General features: G+C 32.0%; 21 protein-coding genes and 1 tRNA gene. 8 read left to right on the top strand and 14 right to left on the bottom strand.

The annotated features are described in order from the left end of the window. The first annotated feature begins 265 nt into the window (after nucleotides 1-265). A complete protein-coding gene (locus CELLY_RS16780) occupies nucleotides 266-2,497 on the top strand; it encodes an McrB family protein (protein ID WP_013622612.1) in 2,232 nt (743 codons plus the stop codon). A gap of 1 nt (nucleotide 2,498) precedes the next feature. Then, nucleotides 2,499-3,749, top strand: coding sequence for an McrC family protein (locus tag CELLY_RS15325; RefSeq protein WP_013622611.1), 1,251 nt, complete (start codon nucleotides 2,499-2,501; stop codon nucleotides 3,747-3,749). A 4-nt stretch (nucleotides 3,750-3,753) separates the two neighbouring features. Here CELLY_RS15325 and CELLY_RS15320 read toward each other — a convergent pair whose 3' ends face one another. Continuing rightward, nucleotides 3,754-4,803, bottom strand: a complete 1,050-nt coding sequence (locus tag CELLY_RS15320; protein ID WP_013622610.1) for a polysaccharide lyase family 7 protein — start codon at nucleotides 4,801-4,803, stop codon at nucleotides 3,754-3,756. 120 nt (nucleotides 4,804-4,923) lie between these two features. Between CELLY_RS15320 and CELLY_RS15315 the strand changes: the two genes are divergently transcribed. Both CELLY_RS15315 and CELLY_RS15310 read left to right on the top strand, forming a co-directional pair. Further along, nucleotides 4,924-5,382, top strand: a complete 459-nt coding sequence (locus CELLY_RS15315; RefSeq protein WP_013622609.1) for an RNA methyltransferase — start codon at nucleotides 4,924-4,926, stop codon at nucleotides 5,380-5,382. A 154-nt stretch (nucleotides 5,383-5,536) separates the two neighbouring features. Continuing rightward, nucleotides 5,537-5,621, top strand: a tRNA-Ser gene (locus CELLY_RS15310). A 433-nt stretch (nucleotides 5,622-6,054) separates the two neighbouring features. Here CELLY_RS15310 and CELLY_RS15305 read toward each other — a convergent pair. The 7 genes from CELLY_RS15305 to CELLY_RS15275 form a co-directional block, all read right to left on the bottom strand. Beyond that, a complete protein-coding gene (locus CELLY_RS15305) occupies nucleotides 6,055-6,819 on the bottom strand; it encodes an RDD family protein (protein WP_013622607.1) in 765 nt (254 codons plus the stop codon). Nucleotides 6,820-6,914: 95 nt separating this feature from the next. Then, the gene (locus tag CELLY_RS15300) at nucleotides 6,915-7,412 is read right to left on the bottom strand and encodes a hypothetical protein (RefSeq protein ID WP_013622606.1); all 498 of its coding nucleotides are present in this window, start codon (nucleotides 7,410-7,412) and stop codon (nucleotides 6,915-6,917) included. A 425-nt stretch (nucleotides 7,413-7,837) separates the two neighbouring features. Next, the gene (locus CELLY_RS15295) at nucleotides 7,838-8,218 is read right to left on the bottom strand and encodes a Fur family transcriptional regulator (RefSeq protein WP_013622605.1); all 381 of its coding nucleotides are present in this window, start codon (nucleotides 8,216-8,218) and stop codon (nucleotides 7,838-7,840) included. 92 nt (nucleotides 8,219-8,310) lie between these two features. Continuing rightward, a complete protein-coding gene (locus tag CELLY_RS15290) occupies nucleotides 8,311-8,790 on the bottom strand; it encodes a DUF4625 domain-containing protein (RefSeq protein WP_013622604.1) in 480 nt (159 codons plus the stop codon). A 53-nt stretch (nucleotides 8,791-8,843) separates the two neighbouring features. Further along, entirely contained in the window at nucleotides 8,844-9,632 is a 789-nt protein-coding gene (locus tag CELLY_RS15285) for a DUF4625 domain-containing protein (RefSeq protein ID WP_013622603.1), read from the bottom strand. A 28-nt stretch (nucleotides 9,633-9,660) separates the two neighbouring features. Continuing rightward, nucleotides 9,661-12,018, bottom strand: a complete 2,358-nt coding sequence (locus CELLY_RS15280; protein ID WP_013622602.1) for a TonB-dependent receptor — start codon at nucleotides 12,016-12,018, stop codon at nucleotides 9,661-9,663. 173 nt (nucleotides 12,019-12,191) lie between these two features. Continuing rightward, entirely contained in the window at nucleotides 12,192-12,515 is a 324-nt protein-coding gene (locus CELLY_RS15275; protein ID WP_013622601.1) for a hypothetical protein, read from the bottom strand. Between the two features lie 266 nt (nucleotides 12,516-12,781). Between CELLY_RS15275 and CELLY_RS15270 the strand changes: the two genes are divergently transcribed. The 3 genes from CELLY_RS15270 to CELLY_RS15260 all read left to right on the top strand — a co-directional run bounded on the left by CELLY_RS15270 (nucleotide 12,782) and on the right by CELLY_RS15260 (nucleotide 15,455). Continuing rightward, complete coding sequence (locus tag CELLY_RS15270) at nucleotides 12,782-13,534, top strand: sulfite exporter TauE/SafE family protein (protein ID WP_013622600.1); 753 nt, start codon at nucleotides 12,782-12,784, stop codon at nucleotides 13,532-13,534. A gap of 15 nt (nucleotides 13,535-13,549) precedes the next feature. Continuing rightward, nucleotides 13,550-14,182, top strand: a complete 633-nt coding sequence (locus CELLY_RS15265) for a nitroreductase family protein (RefSeq protein ID WP_013622599.1) — start codon at nucleotides 13,550-13,552, stop codon at nucleotides 14,180-14,182. 79 nt (nucleotides 14,183-14,261) lie between these two features. After that, the gene (locus tag CELLY_RS15260) at nucleotides 14,262-15,455 is read left to right on the top strand and encodes a DegT/DnrJ/EryC1/StrS family aminotransferase (RefSeq protein WP_013622598.1); all 1,194 of its coding nucleotides are present in this window, start codon (nucleotides 14,262-14,264) and stop codon (nucleotides 15,453-15,455) included. A gap of 80 nt (nucleotides 15,456-15,535) precedes the next feature. On the opposite strand, the gene ribB is transcribed toward CELLY_RS15260, so the two are convergent. The 6 genes from ribB to tpx are packed head-to-tail and all read right to left on the bottom strand — an operon-like array spanning nucleotide 15,536 to nucleotide 22,149. Beyond that, nucleotides 15,536-16,666: a 3,4-dihydroxy-2-butanone-4-phosphate synthase gene (gene ribB, locus CELLY_RS15255; RefSeq protein ID WP_013622597.1), complete on the bottom strand. Its 1,131-nt coding sequence runs from the start codon at nucleotides 16,664-16,666 to the stop codon at nucleotides 15,536-15,538. Further along, a complete protein-coding gene (locus CELLY_RS15250) occupies nucleotides 16,656-18,140 on the bottom strand; it encodes an LptF/LptG family permease (protein WP_409222103.1) in 1,485 nt (494 codons plus the stop codon). Before CELLY_RS15250 ends, ribB begins: the two co-directional genes overlap by 11 nt. 25 nt (nucleotides 18,141-18,165) lie before the next feature. Beyond that, nucleotides 18,166-18,807 carry an outer membrane lipoprotein periplasmic chaperone LolA1 gene (gene lolA1, locus CELLY_RS15245; protein WP_013622595.1) on the bottom strand — a complete coding sequence of 214 codons (642 nt, stop codon included), beginning with the start codon at nucleotides 18,805-18,807 and terminating at the stop codon, nucleotides 18,166-18,168. 20 nt (nucleotides 18,808-18,827) lie between these two features. After that, nucleotides 18,828-21,239 (bottom strand): FtsK/SpoIIIE family DNA translocase, encoded by a 2,412-nt coding sequence (locus CELLY_RS15240; protein WP_013622594.1) that lies wholly within the window; start codon nucleotides 21,237-21,239, stop codon nucleotides 18,828-18,830. Between the two features lie 39 nt (nucleotides 21,240-21,278). Beyond that, nucleotides 21,279-21,650, bottom strand: a complete 372-nt coding sequence (locus tag CELLY_RS15235) for a diacylglycerol kinase (RefSeq protein ID WP_013622593.1) — start codon at nucleotides 21,648-21,650, stop codon at nucleotides 21,279-21,281. 1 nt (nucleotide 21,651) lies between these two features. Then, the gene (tpx, locus tag CELLY_RS15230) at nucleotides 21,652-22,149 is read right to left on the bottom strand and encodes a thiol peroxidase (RefSeq protein ID WP_013622592.1); all 498 of its coding nucleotides are present in this window, start codon (nucleotides 22,147-22,149) and stop codon (nucleotides 21,652-21,654) included. Nucleotides 22,150-22,377: 228 nt separating this feature from the next. On the opposite strand from tpx, the gene CELLY_RS15225 reads away from it, so the two are divergent. Beyond that, the gene (locus CELLY_RS15225) at nucleotides 22,378-23,835 is read left to right on the top strand and encodes a catalase (RefSeq protein WP_013622591.1); all 1,458 of its coding nucleotides are present in this window, start codon (nucleotides 22,378-22,380) and stop codon (nucleotides 23,833-23,835) included.

Raw genomic sequence — 23,835 nt, 5'->3', positions numbered from 1 at the left:
GTAAAGATTTAGTAGAATTTCAAAGCTTTTATTTAAATGACTTACTGCTTTTTGCTGCTTCAAAAAAGTTAGTGTCGGATAAATTTAAAAAAAATATAGAAGCAGTAAAACAGGTTAGCACATAGTAAAGATTTAGCTTACCGTAGCGGTGATATTGATAAGCCTTTGTATAAAATTAAAGAATTAAAAAATTTTGTAGTAAATGCTAATCATTTTTTTGACTGTTATGAGGAGTTAGAGTTTAAAAAATAATATACTATTATTTATGATTAACTACAAAGAATATGAAAAGGCAGTTTTTGAATGGTTAATTCAAAAACACAAAAAAGATTCTGATTTTACGTTTTCTTTAAGGAAAAAAGGTTCTAAAGGGGCAGAGGAAGATTATTTTATTGGTAGGGAAAAATCAAAATATTTTGGAATGACCTTTTGGAATATACCAACAGGTGGTTACCCAGGGTCAACGGGTGGTTGTATAACCCTTATTTTTAGTTACTCAAAAGATACATATAGTTACAGATTTGAGTTTGTACAGAGTAAAAATTACAACGATCTTCAAAATAAATCTATCATAGAACTTTTGCTCAAAGTAAAAAAATCTATTGAAAGTTCCATAGGTTTTTCCTATATAAGTCCTGATGAAAATAAAAAACTAATACTTCATACAAAGCAAATAAAAAGTAGTTATACATCCTTAGAAACTATGTTAGTTGATGTAGACAAAGAATTAAATATTTTAATACCTGCTGTAAATAATGCAATTGCAGAAATTAAATTAGATAATCCAGAATTTAAAGGTTACAGGTTTACAACAAATGAGTTTAATAAAATGCTAAACAAGCTTAAAAAGCGTCTTAAAACTGCACCAACAAAGCATTCTAAAACTGATCAATCAACTTTAATAAGGGAAAAATATTCTAATTGGTTAAAAGGAAATGAAAAGAGTAATAAAGTTAATTCTTACTTAAGAGCCATTGAAATTTTAAATGAAATTTTAGCCAAAGATATTTATTTAGAAAACGATATAGAGTCCCTTACATTATTATACAAAGATTTAATAAAACATCAAGGAAATGAGAGTGGTAGATATTATTACGAAAAAGCTCCTTCTTATGGTAATAGTGGCTTTTATTCTGCATCTGTAAAATCCTTTATAGATTTTTTAAATGAAGAATCTATAATTAGCACAAAAAGCAACAAAGAGTTTAAACCTATTAACCAAATATTATACGGTCCTCCAGGAACAGGAAAAACATACTTTTTTAAAAATGAATTGTTTGAAAAGTATACATCCAAACAAACATCAATTACCAAAGAACAACATTTTGAAACAGTAGTAGGTAATTGTTCTTGGTGGCAGGTAATTGCTATAGCTCTATTAGATTTAGGTAAATCTAAAGTAACTAACATTTTTGAGCATAAGTGGGTTCAGAAAAAAGCTAGCTTATCAAACTCTAAAACAATAAGACCAACACTTTGGGGGCAATTGCAAAGTCATACAGTTAATGAGTGTAAACACGTAAATGTGTCTAGTAGACAACAACCTCTAATTTTTAATAAAACGGAAGATTCTTATTGGGAAATTTTAGAAGAAGAAGTAAAGGAGTTGACTCCTGAACTATATGATTTTAGAGATTCAGTAGAAAACTACAATCCAGATCCAGATAAAGTTGTTAAGCACTATAATTTTGTTACTTTTCATCAATCCTTTGCTTATGAAGACTTTATTGAAGGTATAAAACCAATTCTTCCTGAAAATATTGAGGAAGCAGGTGATTTAGGCTATAGAATTGAAGATGGGATATTTAAAGATTTATGTATTAAAGCTAAAAATGATCCATCTAAAAGATATGCTATTTTTATAGACGAAGTAAATAGGGGGAATGTTTCAGCAATCTTTGGAGAATTAATAACCCTTATTGAGACAGATAAAAGAAAAGGCACCAAAAATGAAATGAGTATTACATTGCCATATTCTAAAAAAGAATTTAGTGTGCCAAAAAATTTAGATATTTATGGTACTATGAATACCGCAGATAGATCTGTAGAGGCTTTAGATACAGCTTTAAGACGTAGGTTTGAGTTTAAGGAAATGATGCCTAACTATAATGTTATTAAGAGTGAAGAAGTAGATGGTATAAAGTTAGCTGATGTTTTAAAAACAATTAATGAACGTATAGCCTTGTTAATAGATAGAGACCACACTATTGGGCACTCTTACTTTATTGGATTAGATAAAAAAAAGAAATTAGCTAATGTTTTTAATAATAAAATAGTGCCTTTACTACAAGAGTATTTTTATGGCGATTATGGAAAAATAGGTTTGGTTTTAGGAGATGGTTTTGTTGAGGAAAAAAAGAATAAAGACCTCAATTTTTCAAGTTTTAAATATGAAGGTAAAGAAGATTTTATTACGCCTACGTATCACTTAAAGAAAGTAACTTCTGAAAACATAATAGAAGCTGTAAAAAACATTTTTAACACCGATAATAATTAATTTGAAAACTCTAAAGGCGATATCTGTTTTTGAACACCAACGCTTAACTATTGGTGAACAAGGCTTTAAACAAGCTCATTTAGATGCGCTTTTAAGATTAAATGAGTACCATAACGGTACTTATTTTCAGCCTATAGCAAAAGGTATAAAATTTAACCAATATGTTGGGGTTATCCAAGTAGATGGTTTAACAATAGAAATCAACCCTAAAGCAGATAGAGACGATGATGACGCTAAATGGAAGGGAGTTCTGTTAAAAATGCTTCAATCTTGTGGTAAATTAAAGGCAAAATCTACTGGAGCAGCAAATGTAAAAAGAAAGCACTTAAACCTTTTGGAGGTCTATTTTGAACTTTACTTGTTAGAAGTAGAAAGTCTGATGCGTAAAGGACTTATTAAGCAATATAGAAAGGAGACTAAAAATACAAAAGCATTAAAGGGCAAGCTAGAGTTTGCAGGTCATTTACGTCGTAATATAATACACAAGGAACGTTTTTATACAAAACACCAAGTATATGATGCTGATCATTTACTACATCAAGTGCTACAAAAAGCATTAGGTATTGTATCTCTTTTTACAAATGGTTCTAGACTGCAAGATTTAGCCAATAGAATACAATTAAATTTTCCGGAAGTAGCTAATAAAACTATAACTGCAAAGGAGTTAAATACAATACAATTAAACAGAAAGTCTAATGGATATAGTTATGCTTTAGAGTTAGCACGTTTAATTATTTTAAACTATTCGCCAGATATTGCCAGTGGCAAAGAAAAAATGTTGTCTTTACTTTTTGATATGAACGAGCTTTGGGAAACTTATATTTTAAAGCAGTTGCAAGAAATATCAGAAGCAAGCGGAATAGATATTTCTGGACAAGAAACAAAATCGTTTTGGGGAGCCAATTATTTAAAACCAGATATTGTTTTAAGAACAGGAGATAAGGCCTTTATTATTGATACTAAATGGAAAAGACCTCAAAAAAGTTCTGCTTCAGTTGGTGATTTGCGTCAAATGTATGCCTACTGTCGTTTCTGGGACGCCCAAAAAGCTCTTTTGTTATATCCTGGTAATTTCAGGAATAACTCATTTAAAACCTATAAAACAGATGATTATTCCCTCTATAATACAAATGAAGCATCAGAAATAGATCATCAATGTAAATTGGGTTATGTTTCTGTTTTAAATGAAAACGGAGAATTATCTACAACTGTAGGAGAATCTATTTTAAAATTATTAGAATTAAGAAAATAACTCCTTATTCACTATGCCCACTCTCTAAGCTATAAAAAGTAGCCTGTACATAATCTGTAGCAGTACCGGTATTGTTTTGGTTGTACACGCCAGCTTTAAAATACATATACTGTCCGCCAACATCGTAACCACTGTTGGTCATATCTACAAATTGTTCAATAGCATCTTTGCCGTCTCTGTTAATGGTAACCCACATATTATTGCCTGTAACTTTTACACTGTAGCTAAATTTTTCATCTAAAGCAATACCATCTTCTGGGTTGGCTGCACTTTTAGAACGGCTACCTATAAGATCGTAATAGGTTTCGGCAGCAGCATTTTCTTCATGTGCTATATAAATACTCCCTAAAGTGTTATTAGGTAATTTGCGGTAGTAAATACGCAGTGGCTCATCATCATTAGCGTGTATTTGGCCAATAATAACTCTTCCTACTTGGTCATCGTCACCAGTTGTGGTAACGTGGTTTACGGCTAATGTTGCGTGTAATTCGCCATCATAACCGCCAGCATTGGTTATATCTTGTTGTGGTGCACTACCAAAAACCCAGTTATTTTTAGTAACACCTTGTGTGTCTATATTAGTATTGCCAGCGCGTAGCATTTCTCGCAATTCTGTTCTGGTATACTTGGTGTTTTCAGAAGTTTTAAAGCCATCTATAGGACATTTAAATACCATACCACCATCTGCTGCGGTATAAAAGTAATTGTCATTAGTAAACCCATTGTTAAGTTCGTTTTCCTTAACGGTATCGGCTTTGTTATTGTTATCTTCATCTATAGGAATACTAATATTCCAGGTAGCTAAATTAAAATTTGTAGAAGGCGGCATATTGGCGTTTAAACCATTGCTATTTTCATTATTGTTAGTGTTGTTATCTTGGTTAACATCTTGTTCTTCAGCCTGTGTGTCTTCTGTAGGGTCTTTTTTCTCCGAGGACGAACCATCACCAGAACTACAAGAAATAACAAAAAATAAAGAACTAAAAATAACGCATAGGCGTGTTGCTATACACCTAAAAATTAGGTGTTTTGTAAAAGAATTGTTTCCGTGCATAAACAATATAATAATATGTTAAAGTGGTAATATACCATAAAAAAGTAATTTGACTATGTAATAGTTGTAGAACTAGCCAAATGGCTGTTTAAAATAGCAAAAGTTTAATATTTTTGCGGTATGAATGATAATTTTGTAAATGAATACTTTGGTATAGGCATACAAAACGGAAAAACACCAGAAAATTTAGGTGTTTTATGGCGTACAGCTCAAAACTTAGGGGCTAGTTTTATTTTTACCATAGGCAACAGGTATGCAAAACAAGCTTGTGATACACACAATGCGGTAAAATCTATACCATATTACCACTACAATACGTTTAATGATTTTAAAAATAACATACCAGTTGGCACTAGAATAGTAGGAGTAGAGCTAGATGATACTGCGGTAGATTTAGAAACCTTTGAGCATCCTAGACGCTGTGTGTACCTGTTAGGAGCAGAGGATCACGGATTAAGCAAAGAAGCTATAGAGGAGTCGCACTTTTTAGTAAAATTTAAATCTACCTTAAGCTTAAATGTAGCAGTTGCGGGCAGTATTGTTTTATATGATAGGCAACTTGGCAAACCAAGAAGTTAATTTGTAATTTTTTTTAGCGTCTAATTTTTTAAGAAACAAAGAGTTATCTAATACAGCAATAAAAATTACAGAAAAAAGCATAAAATAGTTTTATAGAATAAAAAAAGGTTCTTATATTTGCACCCGCATTAAGGGAATACCTTATGAGACACTTGGAGAAATGGCAGAGTGGTCGAATGCGGCAGTCTTGAAAACTGTTGAGGGTCACACCTCCGGGGGTTCGAATCCCTCTTTCTCCGCAAAAGAAACCCGTAACGAAAGTTACGGGTTTTTGTTTTTTAAAACTACGCTGAAAATTTATTTTCAGAAGTAGTTTTAAAAAACAAAAACCTACAAACGTAGTTTGTTAGGGTTTTATGCTTGCCAAGGATACTTACCTGGGATGCACGCAGTGAATCCTTCTTATTGATTTAAGATTTAGGCATTTGTAAAATGTTTTAATATTTATGTATTTGTAAAATGCGGTAATAGGGATAGAGTAGTAATCCCTTTTGTTTGTATTTCAGAAGTAGTTTAAAAAACAAAAACCTACAAACGTAGTTTGTTAAGGTTTTATGCTTGCCAAGGATACTTATCTGGGATGCACGCAGTGAATCCTCTTATTGATTTAAGGCAAAATGTTTTAATATTTATGCATTTGCAAAATGCAGTAATAGGGATAGATTAGTTTTCTTATTGTTTACTAAGCTCTATTAGTTCCCATTCACCATTGCCCTCTTTTATTAGGTAAACATCTACATTAACATCTTTATCATTACCAATTACTTTTATTGATAGTAGAGCTTCGCCATTGCCGTTAGTGATATTAATGCTTCCTGTAGGCATTATACCATAGTCTTTAATACCTCCAGTTTCAGATTGTATTTTTTCATTTTTTTCAATTTCAATAATAGCAATCTTATAAGCGTCAGAATTTTTCATTACAGAGCCAACAAAGAAAAATACAACTATAAAAAATGTAAATCCTGCTACTACTAATGCTAGTATTCTAGGTAGTTTTGCTGGTTTGTTAGGGTTTTTAACTACAATAGCTTTTGCCGTTTTATCTCCTAATCTTTTTTTATGTTGATTGGTCGCAAGAACTATAAATTCTACAGGCCAAATAATTAAATATAAGTTTCTAATAAATAATCTGCCAAAAGAAGGAACATTAGACGAGTTATTTTCATCACGAACCATAATTCCCATAATCCATTTACCTGGACTAATGCCTTTTATAGCGTCTTTTGAAAAATATAGAAATAAACCAATACCCATTACTGGTAACATTTTAGACAAAATATTACTAAAATTAGTTTCGTTTATAAAGTCTGATCCAAGAGATAAAAAAGTAATACTTGTAATTAGAAATGAAAATATATAGTGATCAATAATAAATGCTACTATTCGTCTTTTTCTGCTAGATAAGTTATAGGTATTTTCTAAATTTTGATTCATTAGTTGGTGGGTAATATTTATGATTGGCTTAGTTAGTAAATGTAAAAACTATTTAAAACAAAAAACTTTTTTCTGGTTATCAAGTAAATCTAGAGTTATTTTATAGCAATAGAACTACCTATTACTTGGAGTAATGGTTGCATTTTTTTGTTGTAGGTACCAATTTCTCTAACAATTATATCTGTAATAATTAACCTTCCGTGTACGTGTTTGGCAGTTGTATAGTAATATTGAGTTTCTTCATCAACCTTAAAACTTTTGGTTATGAATGAATCTGTTACTTTTAAGTCATCATAAGCTTCATATTCACCTTCGGTTACAAAATTATCATACAAGTCCAATTTTAATTCCTTAAAAAATTGACTATTTATTTCGATAGTGTTTTTTCCATTATTCTGATAGTTTACAAGAGACATTTGTAACATTCCATCATCTGTTTTTGCTCTAAACCTATCGCTATCATAAGGTATCCAATCCACTGGTAGATTAACAAGAAGTAAGTTGTCTATCAAGTGTTTTTTAAAATCTGTAACAAATTCAAAACCTTTTTTTTCTTCTTTCTTTTTACTATTAAAGAATGAAAATAATCCCATATTATTTCTGCTTTTAATGATTGTAGTATACTAATGTAGTGCATACAAACTAAATATAGAATATATAGATTGGTAAACTTTAGTAGTTTCTAAAGTTGTTTTAGGTGGTAATAGCGGTAGACTGTTATAAGGTATATTTTTTTAAAATTTCGCCATTTTAAACAAGGGTAAATATTACTTGCGTTGTCTTAACGAGGGTAAATATACCAAAAAATTACCTTTGTTTAAATAATAAAGGTAATTATAATGTACTCAATCACACTTTGTGCAGTATCATAATCAACTTTTAAGAAAACAGAAGTAAAACTAACACGAGTTGCACCATTTGGATAAGTAATATTGTTTTATTTACTACCTACTTATAAAAACAAAAAAAAGAGATAATCACAATTACCTCTTTTATATACTTTAAGTACATTAATTGTTTATGAGTAACACTGCTCACACTTACCTTGTAACAGTACTTGTGAAACATCTACAATTCTGTTAGGAATTTTAGGTATTACAACATCTGCAGGCAGGCAATCTACCTTACCACAGTTAGAACATTGAAAATGAGGGTGGGCATCTGAATGATTGCTAGATGAGCATCCGTTGCATTTTGCGTACCATTTGTGACCGTTTTTACCTAAAAAAGAATGCAAATAGCCATCGTCTTCAAGCTTGTCTAAAACACGATAAATAGTGGTTTTATTCATTTTAGAGCTAAAACGTTCTATTAAAGCAGTTACAGAAATAGCCGCTGAACTCTTATCAAATTCATCAAGTAAAATTTTAACCGATTTTGTTTTTCTAATCACTCCCATACCACAAAAATAATGCAACTGGAATGCAAAAAAAAGAAACCGTCTATTTTTAACTTAATTAACAAGCAGTTGAGTAGCAATTTATAGCAAAACTAATCTACTATTTTTATGTCTATAGATGTTCTAGATTGCCATCCTGTTTTATCTGTAACGGAATAAGCACAATGATAATCACCCGTATCAATATCATCCGGAATTGTTAAACTTACGTTTATTTCATAACTGGTAGAACCTTCTGGAACGGTAAAATTCTCCATATAAATAAACGGGTTTACGGCTTGTTTTACAGGGTATAAATTACACTCTCCTTCTTGATCATCATGGGTGTGATGATCAAAATTATGATGCATATCTAAGCTATAAGAAGCTAAAGCTTTATTATCTGTAACCTGCGCTCTAAAGTTATAGGTTTCTCCTTTTTTTAGTAGCGTACAAGGCTGTGGAAAACCTTGAGTATAATTAATACTAATTGTTGGTTTTTCTTCATCCTTATCATTGCTGTCATCACTAGAACAAGAAGTAATAATAGCAAGCAACGATAAAAAGAAGACGTATTTAAGTGTAATTTTCATTTTTAAGAATTTTAAAACCGCATAGCGTGTTTTACTCTATGCGGTATTTTTTATTACTCAGTTACATCAATATGTGTATCGTATTTTTTGGTGTTACCGTCTTCATCTTCAACAGTAAAAACCATATGGTATTCACCAGCAGGTGCAGTTGCAGGTACATCTATATGTTCATGAAATTCTGCTTCAGTTTTCTCATGGTACTTTTCTAAATATTCTTTTTCAAAATCCCATTCTACTTCACCGTCTTTTAAAGTAAGTCCGTGAGCATGAATATCTACAGTTATATTATGTATGCCATTAACAGCATTAATCATAAATTCTGCGTGAAAATCTGTTCCTCTAGCAACGCTTTCATCAATAGACATTTCACCTAAAGTAATAGGATCTTTAACATCTATATGGCCTTCAATTTCTGTACTATTACCTTCTTCATCTGTAACTACCAACTCTATATGGTACTCACCAGCAGGTATGTTTGCAGGTACATCTACATGTTCGTGAAAAGTAGGGTTTATTGCTAGGTATTTTTCATCTGTAAATACTTTTTCAAAATCCCAGTCAACTTCATCTTCACCTATTTCTAAGTCGTGTGCATGAATGCTAATAGAAATACTTTTTACTGTAGCTTCAGCATTAATTTTTGCTTCTAAATGAATGTCAGATCCTTTATAAACGTATTGTTCTGTAGAATGATCACCACCTTCACCATACTCAAAATCAGTAATAATTGGCGCGTTTAAAGAGTTACTGTCATCATCACTACTACATGATTGTAAAAAGAGTCCTAGAAAAGCAACTATTGCTAAAAGTTTAAAGTTGGACATTTTAATGTTTGTTCTCATTGTTTTTAATTTTAATTGTTGTTTATATTTATTTAAATGGAATTGTTAATGACACCGAAATGTTTCTACCAGCTTCAGGAACGTCTATCAGCCTATAAAAACTAGTGTGATTGTAATATGTGGTATTGAATACGTTGTTTAATTTTAGCCGTACATCTATAGGTGCACTATTTTTAAAAATGTCTAATTTTGATGTAAATGACATATGTAGCACATTGTAACCGTCTGTTGTTTGCTCTGGTGGTACAATATCTTCTTGTGCAGCAGTAATTCTATAGTCCGCGTTAATTGCAGGTGTTTTAAAAACTGAAAAATCTTTAATTTTATAGCTCGCAGAAAAGAGTCCAGATAAAGGAGGCGAAAACGGAAGTGTAAAGTCTTTTTTTAATCCGCTTGTTTGTCTGGAGTACACATATTCTGCAGATGCTGTCAACTCTAGGTTTTTAATAACAGTAGTGCTAGCACTAAGTTCGCCACCAATTCTAAAAACTTTACTTTGTGTGTATTCGTAAATTTGTAAGGTTTCAAAATAATTAGAGGTAGGATTTAAATAGATGTAGTTCTCAAATAAATTAAGAAAAGGACTAATGCCTAAACTAAACTGTTTTTTAGTGTGATTTATATCTAGGTCTAGTTGATAAGCAACCTCTGGTTTTAGGTCAAGATTACCTTTCTCAAACCTATACATGTGGTAGTTTACACCGTCTGAAGCCAACTCGTTAGCAAGTGGCATTCTAAAACTTTTGCCTAAGTTTACTTTGTACGTGGTGTTGTTTTTAATGTGACTAACACCAAATGAAGCGCTTATATTTTTAAAATCTAGTGTTTTGTTTTTTGCTCTTTGCAAGTATACCTGAGAAGTGGTATTATCTTCATTTTTTACAGTAGATCTAAACCAATCGTTATAAGCGTTAGTCTTAAGAACGCCATAATCATACCTAGCACCAGCTAAAATGTGCCAGTTTTTATTTATTTTATATTGATTGTAGCCAAAAGCACCAGCAGTAAAACGGCTATATTCCGGAATTAAAAATCCCCAACCACCAATAGTATTTTTTTGGTGCTCTAAATTTACACCCACAACAACATTATGCTTGTTGTTAATATTAAATGCATCTCTGGCATTTAAAGAGTAGGTGTTTTTAGTAAAAACACGTTCTTTAGTATTTGGCGGCTTGGGCATATACCCATGCGGAATAGGCTCTGAGTGTTCTTCTCTTTTATTATTTTGAAAACCAAGATCAAAATGCAATACGTGATTACCGGTGTTTACCGTAGTATTATTGCTAATTTTAAAATGATTTACATTATGGTACGGAAGATCTATGTCTCTGTTAGAGGTATCATAATCTATTTTAGACGTTCTAACTTCTAAGCCATGTGCATTTGCAAAAAATCCGTTTTTAGCATTTACATTACTAAATAGTGTTTCCGTTTTTATGGTATTGTCTACGTAGCCAATACTAACACTAGCGTTAGCTTCTCTGCCGGCAGTGTTTCTTAAATTATTATTGTGAAGCTCAAAAACGTAATTTTCATAGTTAATTTTAGTTGTAGGTACTTTATAGTCACCATAATCTCTGTACGTTACTCTAGTACGGTAAAACCATTTTTCTTTTCTAGCTGATATACCTGCTGAAATGCCCAATAAGTCGTTATTACTTTCTCCAAGAATATTTACTTCGCCATTAAAAGAATTTTGTAATGGGACTTTATTTGGTTGAATATGAACCACACCAGCAATAGCATCTGATCCAAAAAGTAATGAAGCCGGACCTTTTATAATTTGTATATTTTCAATTCCTTGTTGGTCTATCTCTAATCCGTGATCATTGCCCCATTGTTGTGCTTCGTGTTTTATTCCGTTTTGTACAACCGCAACTCTATTAAAACCAAGTCCTCTTATAACAGGTTTGCTTTGTCCGGAGCCAATGTTTATAGTGCTTATGCCAGGTATTTTACTCAATGTTTGCATTAAGCTGTTTTCTCTGTTATTGTTAAGAAACTTTTTGGTAACCGTTTGCGTAACCATAGGTGTTTCTTTGTCTTTATTATGGTAAGTACCAACAACTTTAACCTCGTTTAAAACAGTAGAAGTTTCTTTTAAGTAAATTTTAATGCGTTCCTGTGTATTTTTAGGGATAACAGTAAACTCTTTTGTGCTGTAACCAACGTGAGATACGGTAAAAGAACTAGCTTGTTTTTTATTATCTTCTATGGTAAATTCACCTTTAGAAGAAGAAACTGCAAATAGGTGATCTCCAATAATATTAGCACCTTCTACAGGTTGTAAAGTGTTGGCATCTAGCACAATTCCTTTAATTTTAAAAGAATTTTGTGCAGTTGCAATAGAGCATACGCTAATAAATAAGCATATACTCAGCATTTTATAAAGCATAATTAGCTGTTATATAATTTTAATAATGTTTAGTGTACAAGCCTTGTAGACAATAAGGGTATACACTTTTTTGTAGTTGTTTGGTATTAAGGCAAATAATGTAGAATCAATTCTGTATGTAATTTAATTTTTATTACACCTAAATACCAAACAATAAAGGTTTATGTGAGGCTAAAAAGAGGAGGAGGCCTAGAGAATAGTAGTGTGTTACTTTCTGTTTTAAAATACTGATTGTTATAGCTTACTTGTATTTTTTTTACAGGATTGTAAGTTGTAATACAGGTTTTAGTATATGCTTCCTGTGTAGGTACAACGGGTATAGTGTTATGGGTATTTATATAATCACAAATAGTACATTCATGATGGTCACCATCTACAGTATGCTCATTAATATGAGATATAGAATGTAGTCCTGCAATTTTTATGACAATAAAAAAAGCAAGCAACACATATGTAATACTATTTTTAAACTGATATATTTTCATTAATAACCGTTACAGTTTTTTGTTGTTGCAACTTAGTTTTGTTAATTAAAGTGCAAATATATTATTATTTTGCTTTAATGCAACATTGATGCAATAGTATAATTATACTTAAATGCAAAACAATTGATAGTTAGTTGGTTACATAGTAAAATTGCATATAAAATTGTTGTACGGTAATGTGTTGAGTGGGGTTATTTTTATAATTTTAAATCACTAATTATGCAAAATCTATATAAAAACACCATAAAACCGTATTTTTGTACGCTATGGATCAATGGTATCATTACCTATTATTAATAGCAGTAGGCTTTATTGTAGGTTTTATTAATACAGTAGCCGGTGGTGGTTCACTACTTTCATTAGGGGTTTTAATCTTTTTTGGTATACCGCCAAGTGTTGCTAATGGTACCAATAGAGTAGCTATAGCAATACAGTCAATGTTAGGCGTAGCAGGATTTAAAAGTAAGGGTGTAAGTACATTTCCGTTTAATATTTACCTAGGCATATCTGCAATGTTGGGCTCTATTGTTGGGGCAAATATAGCAGTAGAAGTAAGCGGAGAAACTTTTAATAAAATACTAGCTATTGTAATGATAGTTGTATTGTTAATTATAATATTTAAACCAAAATTAAAGGCTGAAGACATACAAGAACGTATAACAGGCAAGCATTTATGGATAGGTATAATTGCTTTTTTCTTTTTTGGTGTTTATGGTGGTTTTATTAACGCAGGCTTAGGTTTTATTATTATTTTGTTTTTGCATTATGCTAATCATATGACGCTGGTACGTGCAAACGCAACAAAAGTAGCAGTAGTTTTAATTTATACGTTAGCTGCGCTAGCGGTGTTTATTTACTACGATAAAATAATTTGGGAAATAGGCCTTGTTTTAGCTATTGGTAATGGCTCTGGTGCTTGGGTAGCAAGTAGAGTATCTGTAGCTAAAGGTGATGGTTTTATAAAAAAGTTTTTAATGCTAATGATTATTGTTATGGCTGTTAAACTTTGGTTTTTTTAATGCAATAGATGAAAAATGGAGATTATTAAAAAGTTAGAATGGCGTTACGCTGTTAAAAAATTTAATGAAAATATTGTACTACCAGATGCTAAAATAGAGGCAATTAAAGAGGCTTTTAATTTAACAGCTACATCTTACGGTTTACAGCCAATAAAAATGGTAGTTGTTAAAAATAAAGCATTGCAGCAACAATTGGCGGTAAGCTCATACAATCAACAACAAGTAGCACAGGCGTCTCACGTTTTGGTATTGTGCAGAGAAACTACTATAAATGCAGATTATATTGCCAACTACTTTAAACGTGTACAGCAGGTTAGAGGCACTAGTAATGATATTTTAGATCCGTTTAAACAGCAATTAATTGGTAGTTTTAGTAAAAAAACTAGTGATGAAGTAGCGCAGTGGGCAACCAACCAGGCCTATCTTATTTTAGGTAATTTGTTAACCGTTTGTGCAGCTACAGAAATAGATGCTTGCCCAATGGAAGGTTTTATTCCTGCCGAGTACGATAAACTTTTAGGATTACAAAAATTAAATTTAGCATCTGTATTAACTATGCCAATAGGTATTAGGGCAGATGATGATGTGTTTGCAACCTTTAAAAAAGTACGTAAAGAGACTGTAGAAAGTGTGATAGAAATTGCCTAAAATTGCTAACTTTACAAATCAATTAAAGCTATTGTTTTAATAGCATTAGAAAGAATAAAAAACAAGAAAAATATACAATATGCCAGGATTTGAATTTTTTGGAGATAAGGAAAGAGCAGAAGTACAAAAAGTACTAGACTCAGGTGTTTTAATGCGTTATGGTTTTGACGGTATGCGTGGTGACCAATGGAAAGCATTAGAACTAGAAGAAGCCTTAACAAAAAGAATGGAAGTAGGTTACGCACAATTAGTTAGTAGTGGTACAGCAGCATTAACTGTTGCGTTGGCTAGTGCAGGTATTGGTGCTGGTGATGAAGTTATTATGCCAACTTTTACATTTGTTGCTAGTTTTGAGTCTATTTTAGCTTTAGGTGCTGTACCTATTTTAGTAGATGTAGATGATACATTAACACTAGATCCAGAAGCGGTAAAAAAAGCAATTACACCAAAAACAAAGGTAGTTATGCCTGTACATATGTGTGGTTCTATGGCTAATTTAAGTGCTTTAAAAGCCATTTGTGATAAGCACAATTTATTGTTATTAGAAGATGCTTGCCAAGCAATTGGTGGTACGTATGAAGGTAAACCTTTAGGTAGTTATGGAGATTTAGGTTGTTTTTCTTTTGATTATGTAAAAACAATAACTTGTGGTGAAGGTGGTGCTGTAATTACTAACAATGAGCAGTATTACAAAAATGCTGATCATTATTCAGATCATGGTCATGATCATATTGGAAAAGATAGGGGAGCAGAAGATCACCCGTTTTTAGGATACAACTACAGAATATCAGAATTACACGCTGCTGTTGGTGTAGCTCAGGTGCAAAGATTAGATGAGTTTATTGCAATACAGAAAAAAACATATACTATTTTACGCAATGCATTGTCTACAATACCAGAAGTAACGTTTAGAGCAGTACCAGAAGGTGGTGAAGAAAATTACTCTTTCTTATCTATATTTTTACCAACAGAAGAACAGACAAGAAAAGCACACAAAGCTTTAGGTGAACACAGTGTTGACGCTTGTTTTTACTGGTATGCTAATAACTGGCATTATTACAAAAAATGGGCTCACTTAACTAACTTAACTTCTTTAGGTAAATTACCAAATGAAGTTAAAGAACAATTGCCAGACTATAGCAAGTCAGACTTTTCTAAGTCAGACCAATGGATTAGTAGAACAATTTCTTGTTTGGTTAAATTAGGATGGACCGAAGAAGAGGTAGAGCAAAGAGCTGCTAATATGGTTAAAGCTATAAAATCTGTATTATAATTTATTACAGATTATTAAAAATAGAAAAATCCCTTAAAACTTAGTTTTAAGGGATTTTTTATTTGTAGTGGTTAAGTTAATTAATACTTAACGTAATCTATAATTTCTAAACCATAACCAACAATACCCACACGTCTAGACTGTGTAGTATTTGTTAGTAGTTTTACTTTACTAATATTTAAATCGTGTAAAATTTGTGCACCAACACCAAAATCTCTACTATCCATATCTACTTTAGGGGCTTTTACTAAGCCGTTTCCTTGTAATTTTTTAAGTTGAGATAATCTGTTTAATAAATTAAGAGATTGAGATTCTTGATTAATAAAAACCATAGCTCCCTTACCTTCTTTATTAATTGCTGCAAACATATCCTCTAATTTCTGATCAGGATTATTGGTAAGCGTACCTAAAATATCATTATTTACTAAGGTAGAATTTATACGCGTAAGTATTTGTTCATCCTTATTCCAGCTACCTTTGGTAAGTGCAATATGTACTTGGTCGTTAGTAGTTTGTTGGTAAGCGTGCAGTCTAAACTCTCCAAAACGAGTTTCAATTGTAAATTGCTCTTTCTTTTCAATAAGGCTGTCGTGCTCCATTCTGTAAGCAATAAGAGCTTCAATAGAAACAACTTTTAAATCAAACTTTTTGGCAACGTCTATCAATTGAGGTAAACGGGCCATAGAGCCATCTTCATTCATTATTTCAACAATAACACCAGCAGGTTTAAATCCTGCTAAACGAGCAAAATCAATTGCAGCTTCTGTATGCCCTGTTCTACGTAAAACTCCACCTTCTTTGGCAATTAACGGAAAAATATGTCCTGGTCTTGCTAAATCTTGTGCTTTAGTTTCATTTTCTGTAAATGCTTTAACTGTTGCAGCTCTATCTCCTGCAGAGATTCCTGTAGTAACACCTTTTCCTTTTAAATCTACAGAAACGGTAAAAGCAGTTTCCATAGGGTCTGTGTTGTTGGTTACCATTACGTGTAAACCTAACTCTTTACAACGACCTTCTGTTAAAGGAGCACAAATTAAACCACGACCGTGAGTGGCCATAAAGTTTATCATTTCTGGTGTTACAGCTTCTGCAGCAGCTACAAAATCACCTTCATTTTCTCTGTCTTCATCATCAACAACAATAATAACCTTTCCTTTACGGATGTCTTCTATTGCTTCTTCAATTGTATTTAACTGTATTTTATTTTCCATTAGTTTTAGTCTTGGAATTTTTAGTAAACTGTTTTTTTATTAGGTAAATGATATCGCCAAAAGTAATTAAGCCTTTATCATTTGTTGCTCTTATAGTTAAAAATACACCTAGTGGTAGCATAACCAGTGTAGGTATCCAAGCAGCTAGTGCAGGTGGTATTTTGCCAACTTTAGCAGAGTTGCCCACAAATACTCCTAAAAAGTAGTAGGCCAAGAAAAGTATAATGGCAATTACCATTGGTAACCCCATACCGCCTTTTCTAATAATTGCACCCAAAGGCGCACCAACAAAAAATAAAATGATACAAGAAAAAGCCAAAGCATATTTACTATGCAGGGCTAAAATATGTATGTTGTAACGCTGATATTTTATGTCTAACTCTTTTTTTCTTGCAGAAACAGAACTTAAAACATTGGTAGTTGCACTATGTGCTGAGCTGTACAATTGCAATTGCATAGACTCATTATATAAACTAGCAATGTCTCCTGTGTAGGTAACTGTATCTTTTACAACCTCTTTTTGTTTGTTGTTTGGAGTTTCTTTTTTAGAAGCTTCATCTAACATAGGTTTTGGCTTTTTGTAACCGTAATCAGATTTAAAAGCACCTGCTCTAATAGATATATTTTTAGAAAAAGCTTTTATGGTTTTTATATTGTCGTTTCTTATAGAGTCTATATCAACAATAAGTCTAGATACTTTTTTCATTTTTTCAGTATCTACATTACGGTCTTCTTCTAAATCCTGATCGCTCATATCTGTAAGCTGTATGTTAATGATATACTCATTAAACTTAGCTTTAGCAAAAGGTACTTTTAGTTTGGTTTTACTATTTTTAGATTGTACGTCTTCATAATAATTACCATCTTTAAGTATAAGTTGTACAATATCAGAATCTTCACTACTAACTAATTCTCCTTTTTTTGCTTTAATAACAACATTACTAATAACATTGTTAGATTTTTTGTGGATAATAATGTTTTCTAAAAAGCGGTCGTTTTCACCAGACTTTTTATCAACTTTAATATTCATTCCTTCAAAATCACTAAAAATACCTTCTGCTATAATTGCAGCTGGTTTTACATTACCAATATTACGTTTAAGGTTGTAAATTTTATGAGCTGCAGCAGGGGCAACGTTGTTTGCAAAAAAGAAGGCAACAACACCAAGGAACAAAACAAAAATTATTATTGTACGCATTGCACGCTGTAAAGAAATACCAGAGGCTTTCATAGCGGCAAATTCATAATTTTCTGCTAGTGTACCAAAGGTTAAAATAGAGGAAAGTACTACCGTTAAAGGCAATACTTTGTCTATTAAACTTGGCATAAAGTAAAAAATAAACTTACCTATAATTTCTAGGTCTAATCCTTTACCTGCTAAGTCTCCTATATACAACCAGATCGTTTGAAATATGAAGATTAACATCAATATTGCAAACGAACTGAAAAAGTTAAAAAGAAACTTTGTTAGAATGTAACGATCTAATAATTTCAATGGCTTAATTTCTTATGATATAGTACCCGTTATCTTCGTACTTTTTTAAGTCAAAAGTAAATAAGCTTTTTGATAAAGTTTGATTTGTTTTAAAAGAATTAACAGTAATTGTGGTTTTTGTGCCATTATCTCCTGTTTCAATAAGGTTGTAAATGTGTTTTGTTTCTACATCTATACCTAAAAGTCTAGATTTAATTTCTGAATTAGAATCTATAGGAATTAATTTTATATACTGAATTTTTCTTCCGTTTATAGTCTGCAACTTATCCCAGGCATAATTATGGCCTGTTTTATAAAAAGTTAGCATTTTAGATGGCGTTATAGCGTTATCATCTATAGACTTATCTTCTATAGTTACCTCTTCGTTATCAGGAACAACGGTGTATACTTTTTTACCATCAAACAATTGCATAGATCCTAGGTAGTTAAACAAGTATTTTTCACCTTGTAAGGTAACATCACCTCTGGTTTCTCTGTTTATATTGGCTTCACTGTTATTAAGTGAATGTTTAAAGTCCACAAAAATATTATTATAACTAGTTACTTTATTGTAAACTTGGTCTAATAAAGCTTTTGCCTTAGCGGAATTTTGCGCAAAAGAAACATTTGCTATTAATATGAATACTAAAACTCCTAATTTTTTCATTTTGTATGATTTGTTAATTGTTATTTTTTTTCGTTATCTAGTAATTGGTCTAACGCCAACATATCTGGTACTAAAACTTGCCTTGCCTTACTACCTTCAAACTGACCAACAATGCCGGCAGCTTCTAGTTGATCTATAATTCTACCTGCTCTGTTATATCCTAATTTTAGTTTTCGTTGTATTAAAGACGCAGAACCTTGTTGTGCAATTACAATTACTTCTGCCGCTTCTCTAAATAATTTATCACGATCTGCTATGTTATTATCAATACTTGTGCCAGAGTCATCTGGTCCTACATATTCTGGCAGTAAAAGTGCCTCTGCATATGCTCTTTGTGATCCTATATAACCTGTAATTTTTTCTACCTCTGGGGTGTCTACAAAAGCACATTGTACACGTATAACATCATTACCTTGTGTGTAAAGCATATCTCCACGACCAATTAATTGGTCTGCACCCTGTGCATCTAAAATAGTTCTGGAGTCAATTTTAGAAGTAACTCTAAACGCAATACGTGCCGGGAAATTGGCTTTTATAATACCTGTTATTACATTTACAGATGGTCTTTGTGTAGCTATAATTAGGTGAATACCAATGGCTCTGGCCAATTGTGCTAAACGAGCAATAGGTGTTTCTACCTCTTTACCAGCGGTCATAATTAAATCTGCAAACTCATCTATTACCAATACAATGTATGGTAAAAACATATGTCCATCATTAGGATTTAGTTTACGAGCCTTAAATTTAGCATTGTATTCTTTTAGGTTACGTACCATTGCAGCTTTTAGCAGTTCGTACCTGTTATCCATCTCTATACAAAGAGAATTTAATGTATTTATAACTTTTGCATTGTCTGTAATAATGGCATCTTCAGAGTCTGGCAGTTTGGCTAAAAAGTGGCGCTCTATTTTATTAAATAGCGTTAGTTCTACTTTTTTGGGATCTACCAATACAAATTTAACCTCTGCCGGATGCTTTTTATATAAGAGAGATGTTAATACAGCATTTAAACCAACAGATTTACCTTGACCTGTAGCACCTGCCATAAGCAAGTGAGGCATTTTAGCTAAATCTACCACAAGAGTTTCATTACTAATGGTTTTACCAAAAGCAATTGGCAGTTCCATTTCTGCTTTCTGAAATTTTGTACTTGCTATTACAGAACGCATAGATACTATAGAAGGATTTTTGTTAGGAACCTCTATACCAATAGTTCCTTTACCTGGTATTGGAGCTATAATACGTATTCCTAATGCAGCTAATGATAATGCAATATCATCTTCTAAATTTTTAATTTTTGAAATACGCACACCAGCATCTGGTACAATTTCATACAGTGTAACTGTAGGTCCTATAGTGGCTTTAATTTGTGCAATTCCTATTTTGTAGTTTTTAAGAGTTTCTACAATTTTATTTTTGTTTTCCTCTAATTCCTCTTGGTTAATTGTTATTCCGCCACCTGCTCCGTGTTGATCTAACAAATCTATATGTGGAAATTTGTAGTTTGCTAGCTCTAAAGTAGGGTCAAACTCACCAAAATCATCAACTAACTTGTCTGCTAGGTTATCTATTTCTTCTTTTTCTTCGGTAATTTTTTCTACCTCAATATTTAGGCTTTCTTCTACGTTTTCTTCATCCTCAGCAACAGTAACTTCAAAACCATCATTTGCAGGTACTTCTTCTTTTTCTATTGGAGGTATTTCTTCTTTGTGAGTATAAGTATCTACAACAACAGGAGTTTCTTCTACAGTAGCTTCTTCAACTGTTTCTGCCGTTTGTTTGCTTGTAGCATTTGCAGAAGAATTTTCATCATCGCCAGAATTGTTTAACTCATCTGTTAATGCAGCTTTTTTCTGTTTAAAGTATTGTAAGGTGCTTTCTGGAGTAAATTTAAATAGCCTTACTAAAATAAATATCAACCCAAAAATTAAAAGAAGTAGTACACCAATTTTACCAGTATAGTCTTGCAGAAAATCATTCATTTCAAAACCAACTAAACCTCCTAAAAGCGGCCATTTTTCAGCAAAAAAACCAAAAGCCACAGAAAACCATAAAATAAATATTAAGCCCCATATCCATTTTTTTACGAGTCCTTTTTTAGGTAGACTAAAAAATAATGTTAATCCTGATAAAAATAACAAAACAGGAAAAACAAAAGATGCAACACCAAACCCTTTGTATAAAAACAAATGTCCAATACTAGCGCCAAACTTATTTAGTAAGTTTTTAGCTTGTTCATTTCTGTTTGCAAATTCAGACAGCAAGCTTTGGTCATCTTGCCACGTAAAATAAAAAGATGTAAAAGAAAAAAACAGCGCAATAGCAAAAAGCATTATAACACTACCTAACAATATTTTATTTTGTTTAGATAAGCCAAAACTGCGTTTTTGTTTAGGAGTAGCTGCTTTCTTTTTAGTAGTCTTTTTTGCCATTAAATATGTGTACCTTAATATATGTAACCTAAAAATTGGTTACAAGTTAAAAATTTTTGGAATGTAAATAATACACCCTATTATAGATGCTGCTATAGAAACAATCATAACAGCACCTGCAGCAACGTCTTTTATAAAGCCAATTTTGGCATCAAACTCTGGTTGTATATAATCTGCTATTTTTTCTACAGCAGTATTTAGTCCTTCTATACCCATAACCAAACCAATAGCAAATATTTGCAGTATCCACTCTGTATTAGATATGTTGTAATAAAAACCAAAAATGGTAATTAAAATACATATAAAAAACTGAACCTTAATACTTGCCTCGGTTTTTAATAGTAAAAAAGCACCTTTTAAAGCGTAACCAACGCTACGTATTCTGTTTAATGCAAAATTTTCTTTAGGCATATTATAATGCTTCTAAAGCTAGCTTGTAATTAGGTTCTTCAGTTGTTTCTGCAACCTGCTCTGTATGTATAACTTTACCTTCTTCATTTAAAACAACAATAGATCTAGATAATAAAGCCTCTAAAGGTCCGTCTGCAAAAGTTACATTATACTTTTCTCCAAAGTTACCATCTTTAAAGTCAGATAACATTTCTACATTATCTAAACCTTCTGCACCACAAAAACGTGCTTGTGCAAATGGTAAGTCTTTAGAAACACATAATACAACAGTGTTTTCTAATGTAGAAGCTTCTTTATTAAACTGTCTAACAGATTGTGCACACGTACCAGTGTCTACACTTGGGAATATATTTAAAACTACTTTTTTTCCCTTATAGTTCTCTAAGGTAGCAGTAGATAAGTCGTTTTTTGTTAACTTAAAATCTGGAGCTGTAGCACCAACTTCTGGTAAATTACCTAATGTATTTATTTTATTTCCTTTTAAAGTAACAGTAGCCATAATGTATGTGTTTTAATTTTGGTGTGAAATTAAAAAATATATGAGTGATATGTAACTATTTTAATAAAAAAGTAATCCTTATATATAAGTTACTGTTTAATAGTGAATAGTTATGGTGTTTTTAATTAATATAAATTAAACTTATTCTTTGATAAAAACTATCAATTTCTTAACTTATATCCGAAAAGATTTTTAATTAATTTTATCTCATTAAAAATATAGACTGTTATGGAAAATAAAAAACTTACCACATCTGCAGGAGCCCCAGTATCTAACAATCAACGTTCACAAACCGCTGGTGACAGAGGCCCTGTTTTAATGCAAGATTACAAATTATTAGAAAAACTAGCACACCAAAATAGAGAGCGCATACCGGAACGTGTTGTGCATGCAAAAGGTTGGGGTGCAATGGGGACTTTTACAGTAACTCATGATATAAGTAAATATACAAGAGCAAAACTATTTTCATCTGTAGGTAAAAAAACACCAGTTTTAACTCGTTTTTCTACTGTTGCTGGTGAAATGGGAGCTGCTGATACAGAAAGAGATGTACGAGGTTTTTCTGTTAAGTTTTATACTGAAGAAGGTAATTGGGATTTAGTAGGTAACAATACTCCGGTTTTCTTTTTAAGAGATGGTTACAAATTTCCAGATTTTATACACACTCAAAAAAGACATCCTAAAACAAACTTGCGTTCACCAGAAGCAATGTGGGATTATTGGTCTTTATCACCAGAAAGTTTACACCAAGTAACTATTTTAATGTCTGATAGAGGTATACCAACAACTCCTATGCATATGAACGGTTATGGCTCGCATACATTTAGTTTTTGGAACAATGACGGCGAACGTTTTTGGGTGAAATTTCACTTTAAAACACAGCAAGGACATAAGCATTACACTAACGAAGAGTCGGCTAAAATTATTGGAGAAACAAGAGAAAAGTATCAAGAAGAACTTTTTGGAGCAATAGAAAAAGGAGATTACCCAAAATGGACGTTAAAAGTACAGGTAATGCCAGAGGCAGATGCAGAAAAAACACCGTACAATCCGTTTGATTTAACTAAAGTTTGGCCACATGCAGATTATCCGTTAATTGAAGTAGGGGAGTTGGAGTTAAATAAAAATCCAGAAAATTACTGGCAATATATTGAAAATGCAGCTTACTCACCATCTAACATAGTACCAGGAATTGGTTTTTCTCCTGATAAAGTATTACAAGCACGTATTTTTTCATACGCAGATGCACACAGGTATAGATTAGGTACGCACTACGAGGCTTTACCAGCAAATGCTCCTAAATCTGAAGTAAACCATTATCATAAAGATGGTTCTATGCGTTTCTTTACAAATGATTTTGGCAATCCAGATGCTTACTATGAGCCAAACAGTAAAGGAGGAGCTGTAGAAGACCCAACTGTAGAAGAACCACCAATGAAAATTAGTGGTGACGCTAAGCGTTATGAAGAAAATGACACGTATGGCGAGTACAAACAACCAGGTGATTTATTTAGGATGTTTAATGATGACCAAAAAAATAGGTTATTTAATAATATAGCTGCAGCAATGCAAGGTGTTTCTATGGAAATAATAGAGCGCCAGTTAGTTCATTTTGATAAAGCAGATCCTGAGTATGGTAATGGAGTACGTAAAGCTTTGGGTATTTCTGAACTAGAAAATTACTAA

The organism is Cellulophaga lytica DSM 7489 (genome assembly GCF_000190595.1).
In the GTDB taxonomy this organism is placed as follows: domain Bacteria; phylum Bacteroidota; class Bacteroidia; order Flavobacteriales; family Flavobacteriaceae; genus Cellulophaga; species Cellulophaga lytica.
The sequence above is the reverse complement of the archived record's forward strand: the minus strand, read 5'-3'. Positions and strand labels throughout refer to the sequence as shown.

Coding starts and splice junctions, on each gene's coding strand:
- CELLY_RS15240 (WP_013622594.1), bottom strand. CDS start 21,239: ATGGCAAAAAAGACTACTAAAAAGAAAGCAGCTACTCCTAAACAAAAA.
- CELLY_RS15265 (WP_013622599.1), top strand. CDS start 13,550: ATGGAGATTATTAAAAAGTTAGAATGGCGTTACGCTGTTAAAAAATTT.
- tpx (WP_013622592.1), bottom strand. CDS start 22,149: ATGGCTACTGTTACTTTAAAAGGAAATAAAATAAATACATTAGGTAAT.
- CELLY_RS15285 (WP_013622603.1), bottom strand. CDS start 9,632: ATGAGAACAAACATTAAAATGTCCAACTTTAAACTTTTAGCAATAGTT.
- CELLY_RS15275 (WP_013622601.1), bottom strand. CDS start 12,515: ATGAAAATATATCAGTTTAAAAATAGTATTACATATGTGTTGCTTGCT.
- CELLY_RS15280 (WP_013622602.1), bottom strand. CDS start 12,018: ATGCTGAGTATATGCTTATTTATTAGCGTATGCTCTATTGCAACTGCA.
- CELLY_RS15315 (WP_013622609.1), top strand. CDS start 4,924: ATGAATGATAATTTTGTAAATGAATACTTTGGTATAGGCATACAAAAC.
- CELLY_RS16780 (WP_013622612.1), top strand. CDS start 266: ATGATTAACTACAAAGAATATGAAAAGGCAGTTTTTGAATGGTTAATT.
- CELLY_RS15235 (WP_013622593.1), bottom strand. CDS start 21,650: ATGCCTAAAGAAAATTTTGCATTAAACAGAATACGTAGCGTTGGTTAC.
- CELLY_RS15305 (WP_013622607.1), bottom strand. CDS start 6,819: ATGAATCAAAATTTAGAAAATACCTATAACTTATCTAGCAGAAAAAGA.
- CELLY_RS15300 (WP_013622606.1), bottom strand. CDS start 7,412: ATGGGATTATTTTCATTCTTTAATAGTAAAAAGAAAGAAGAAAAAAAA.
- CELLY_RS15290 (WP_013622604.1), bottom strand. CDS start 8,790: ATGAAAATTACACTTAAATACGTCTTCTTTTTATCGTTGCTTGCTATT.
- ribB (WP_013622597.1), bottom strand. CDS start 16,666: ATGGAAAATAAAATACAGTTAAATACAATTGAAGAAGCAATAGAAGAC.
- CELLY_RS15295 (WP_013622605.1), bottom strand. CDS start 8,218: ATGGGAGTGATTAGAAAAACAAAATCGGTTAAAATTTTACTTGATGAA.
- CELLY_RS15260 (WP_013622598.1), top strand. CDS start 14,262: ATGCCAGGATTTGAATTTTTTGGAGATAAGGAAAGAGCAGAAGTACAA.
- CELLY_RS15320 (WP_013622610.1), bottom strand. CDS start 4,803: ATGCACGGAAACAATTCTTTTACAAAACACCTAATTTTTAGGTGTATA.
- CELLY_RS15270 (WP_013622600.1), top strand. CDS start 12,782: ATGGATCAATGGTATCATTACCTATTATTAATAGCAGTAGGCTTTATT.
- CELLY_RS15225 (WP_013622591.1), top strand. CDS start 22,378: ATGGAAAATAAAAAACTTACCACATCTGCAGGAGCCCCAGTATCTAAC.
- lolA1 (WP_013622595.1), bottom strand. CDS start 18,807: ATGAAAAAATTAGGAGTTTTAGTATTCATATTAATAGCAAATGTTTCT.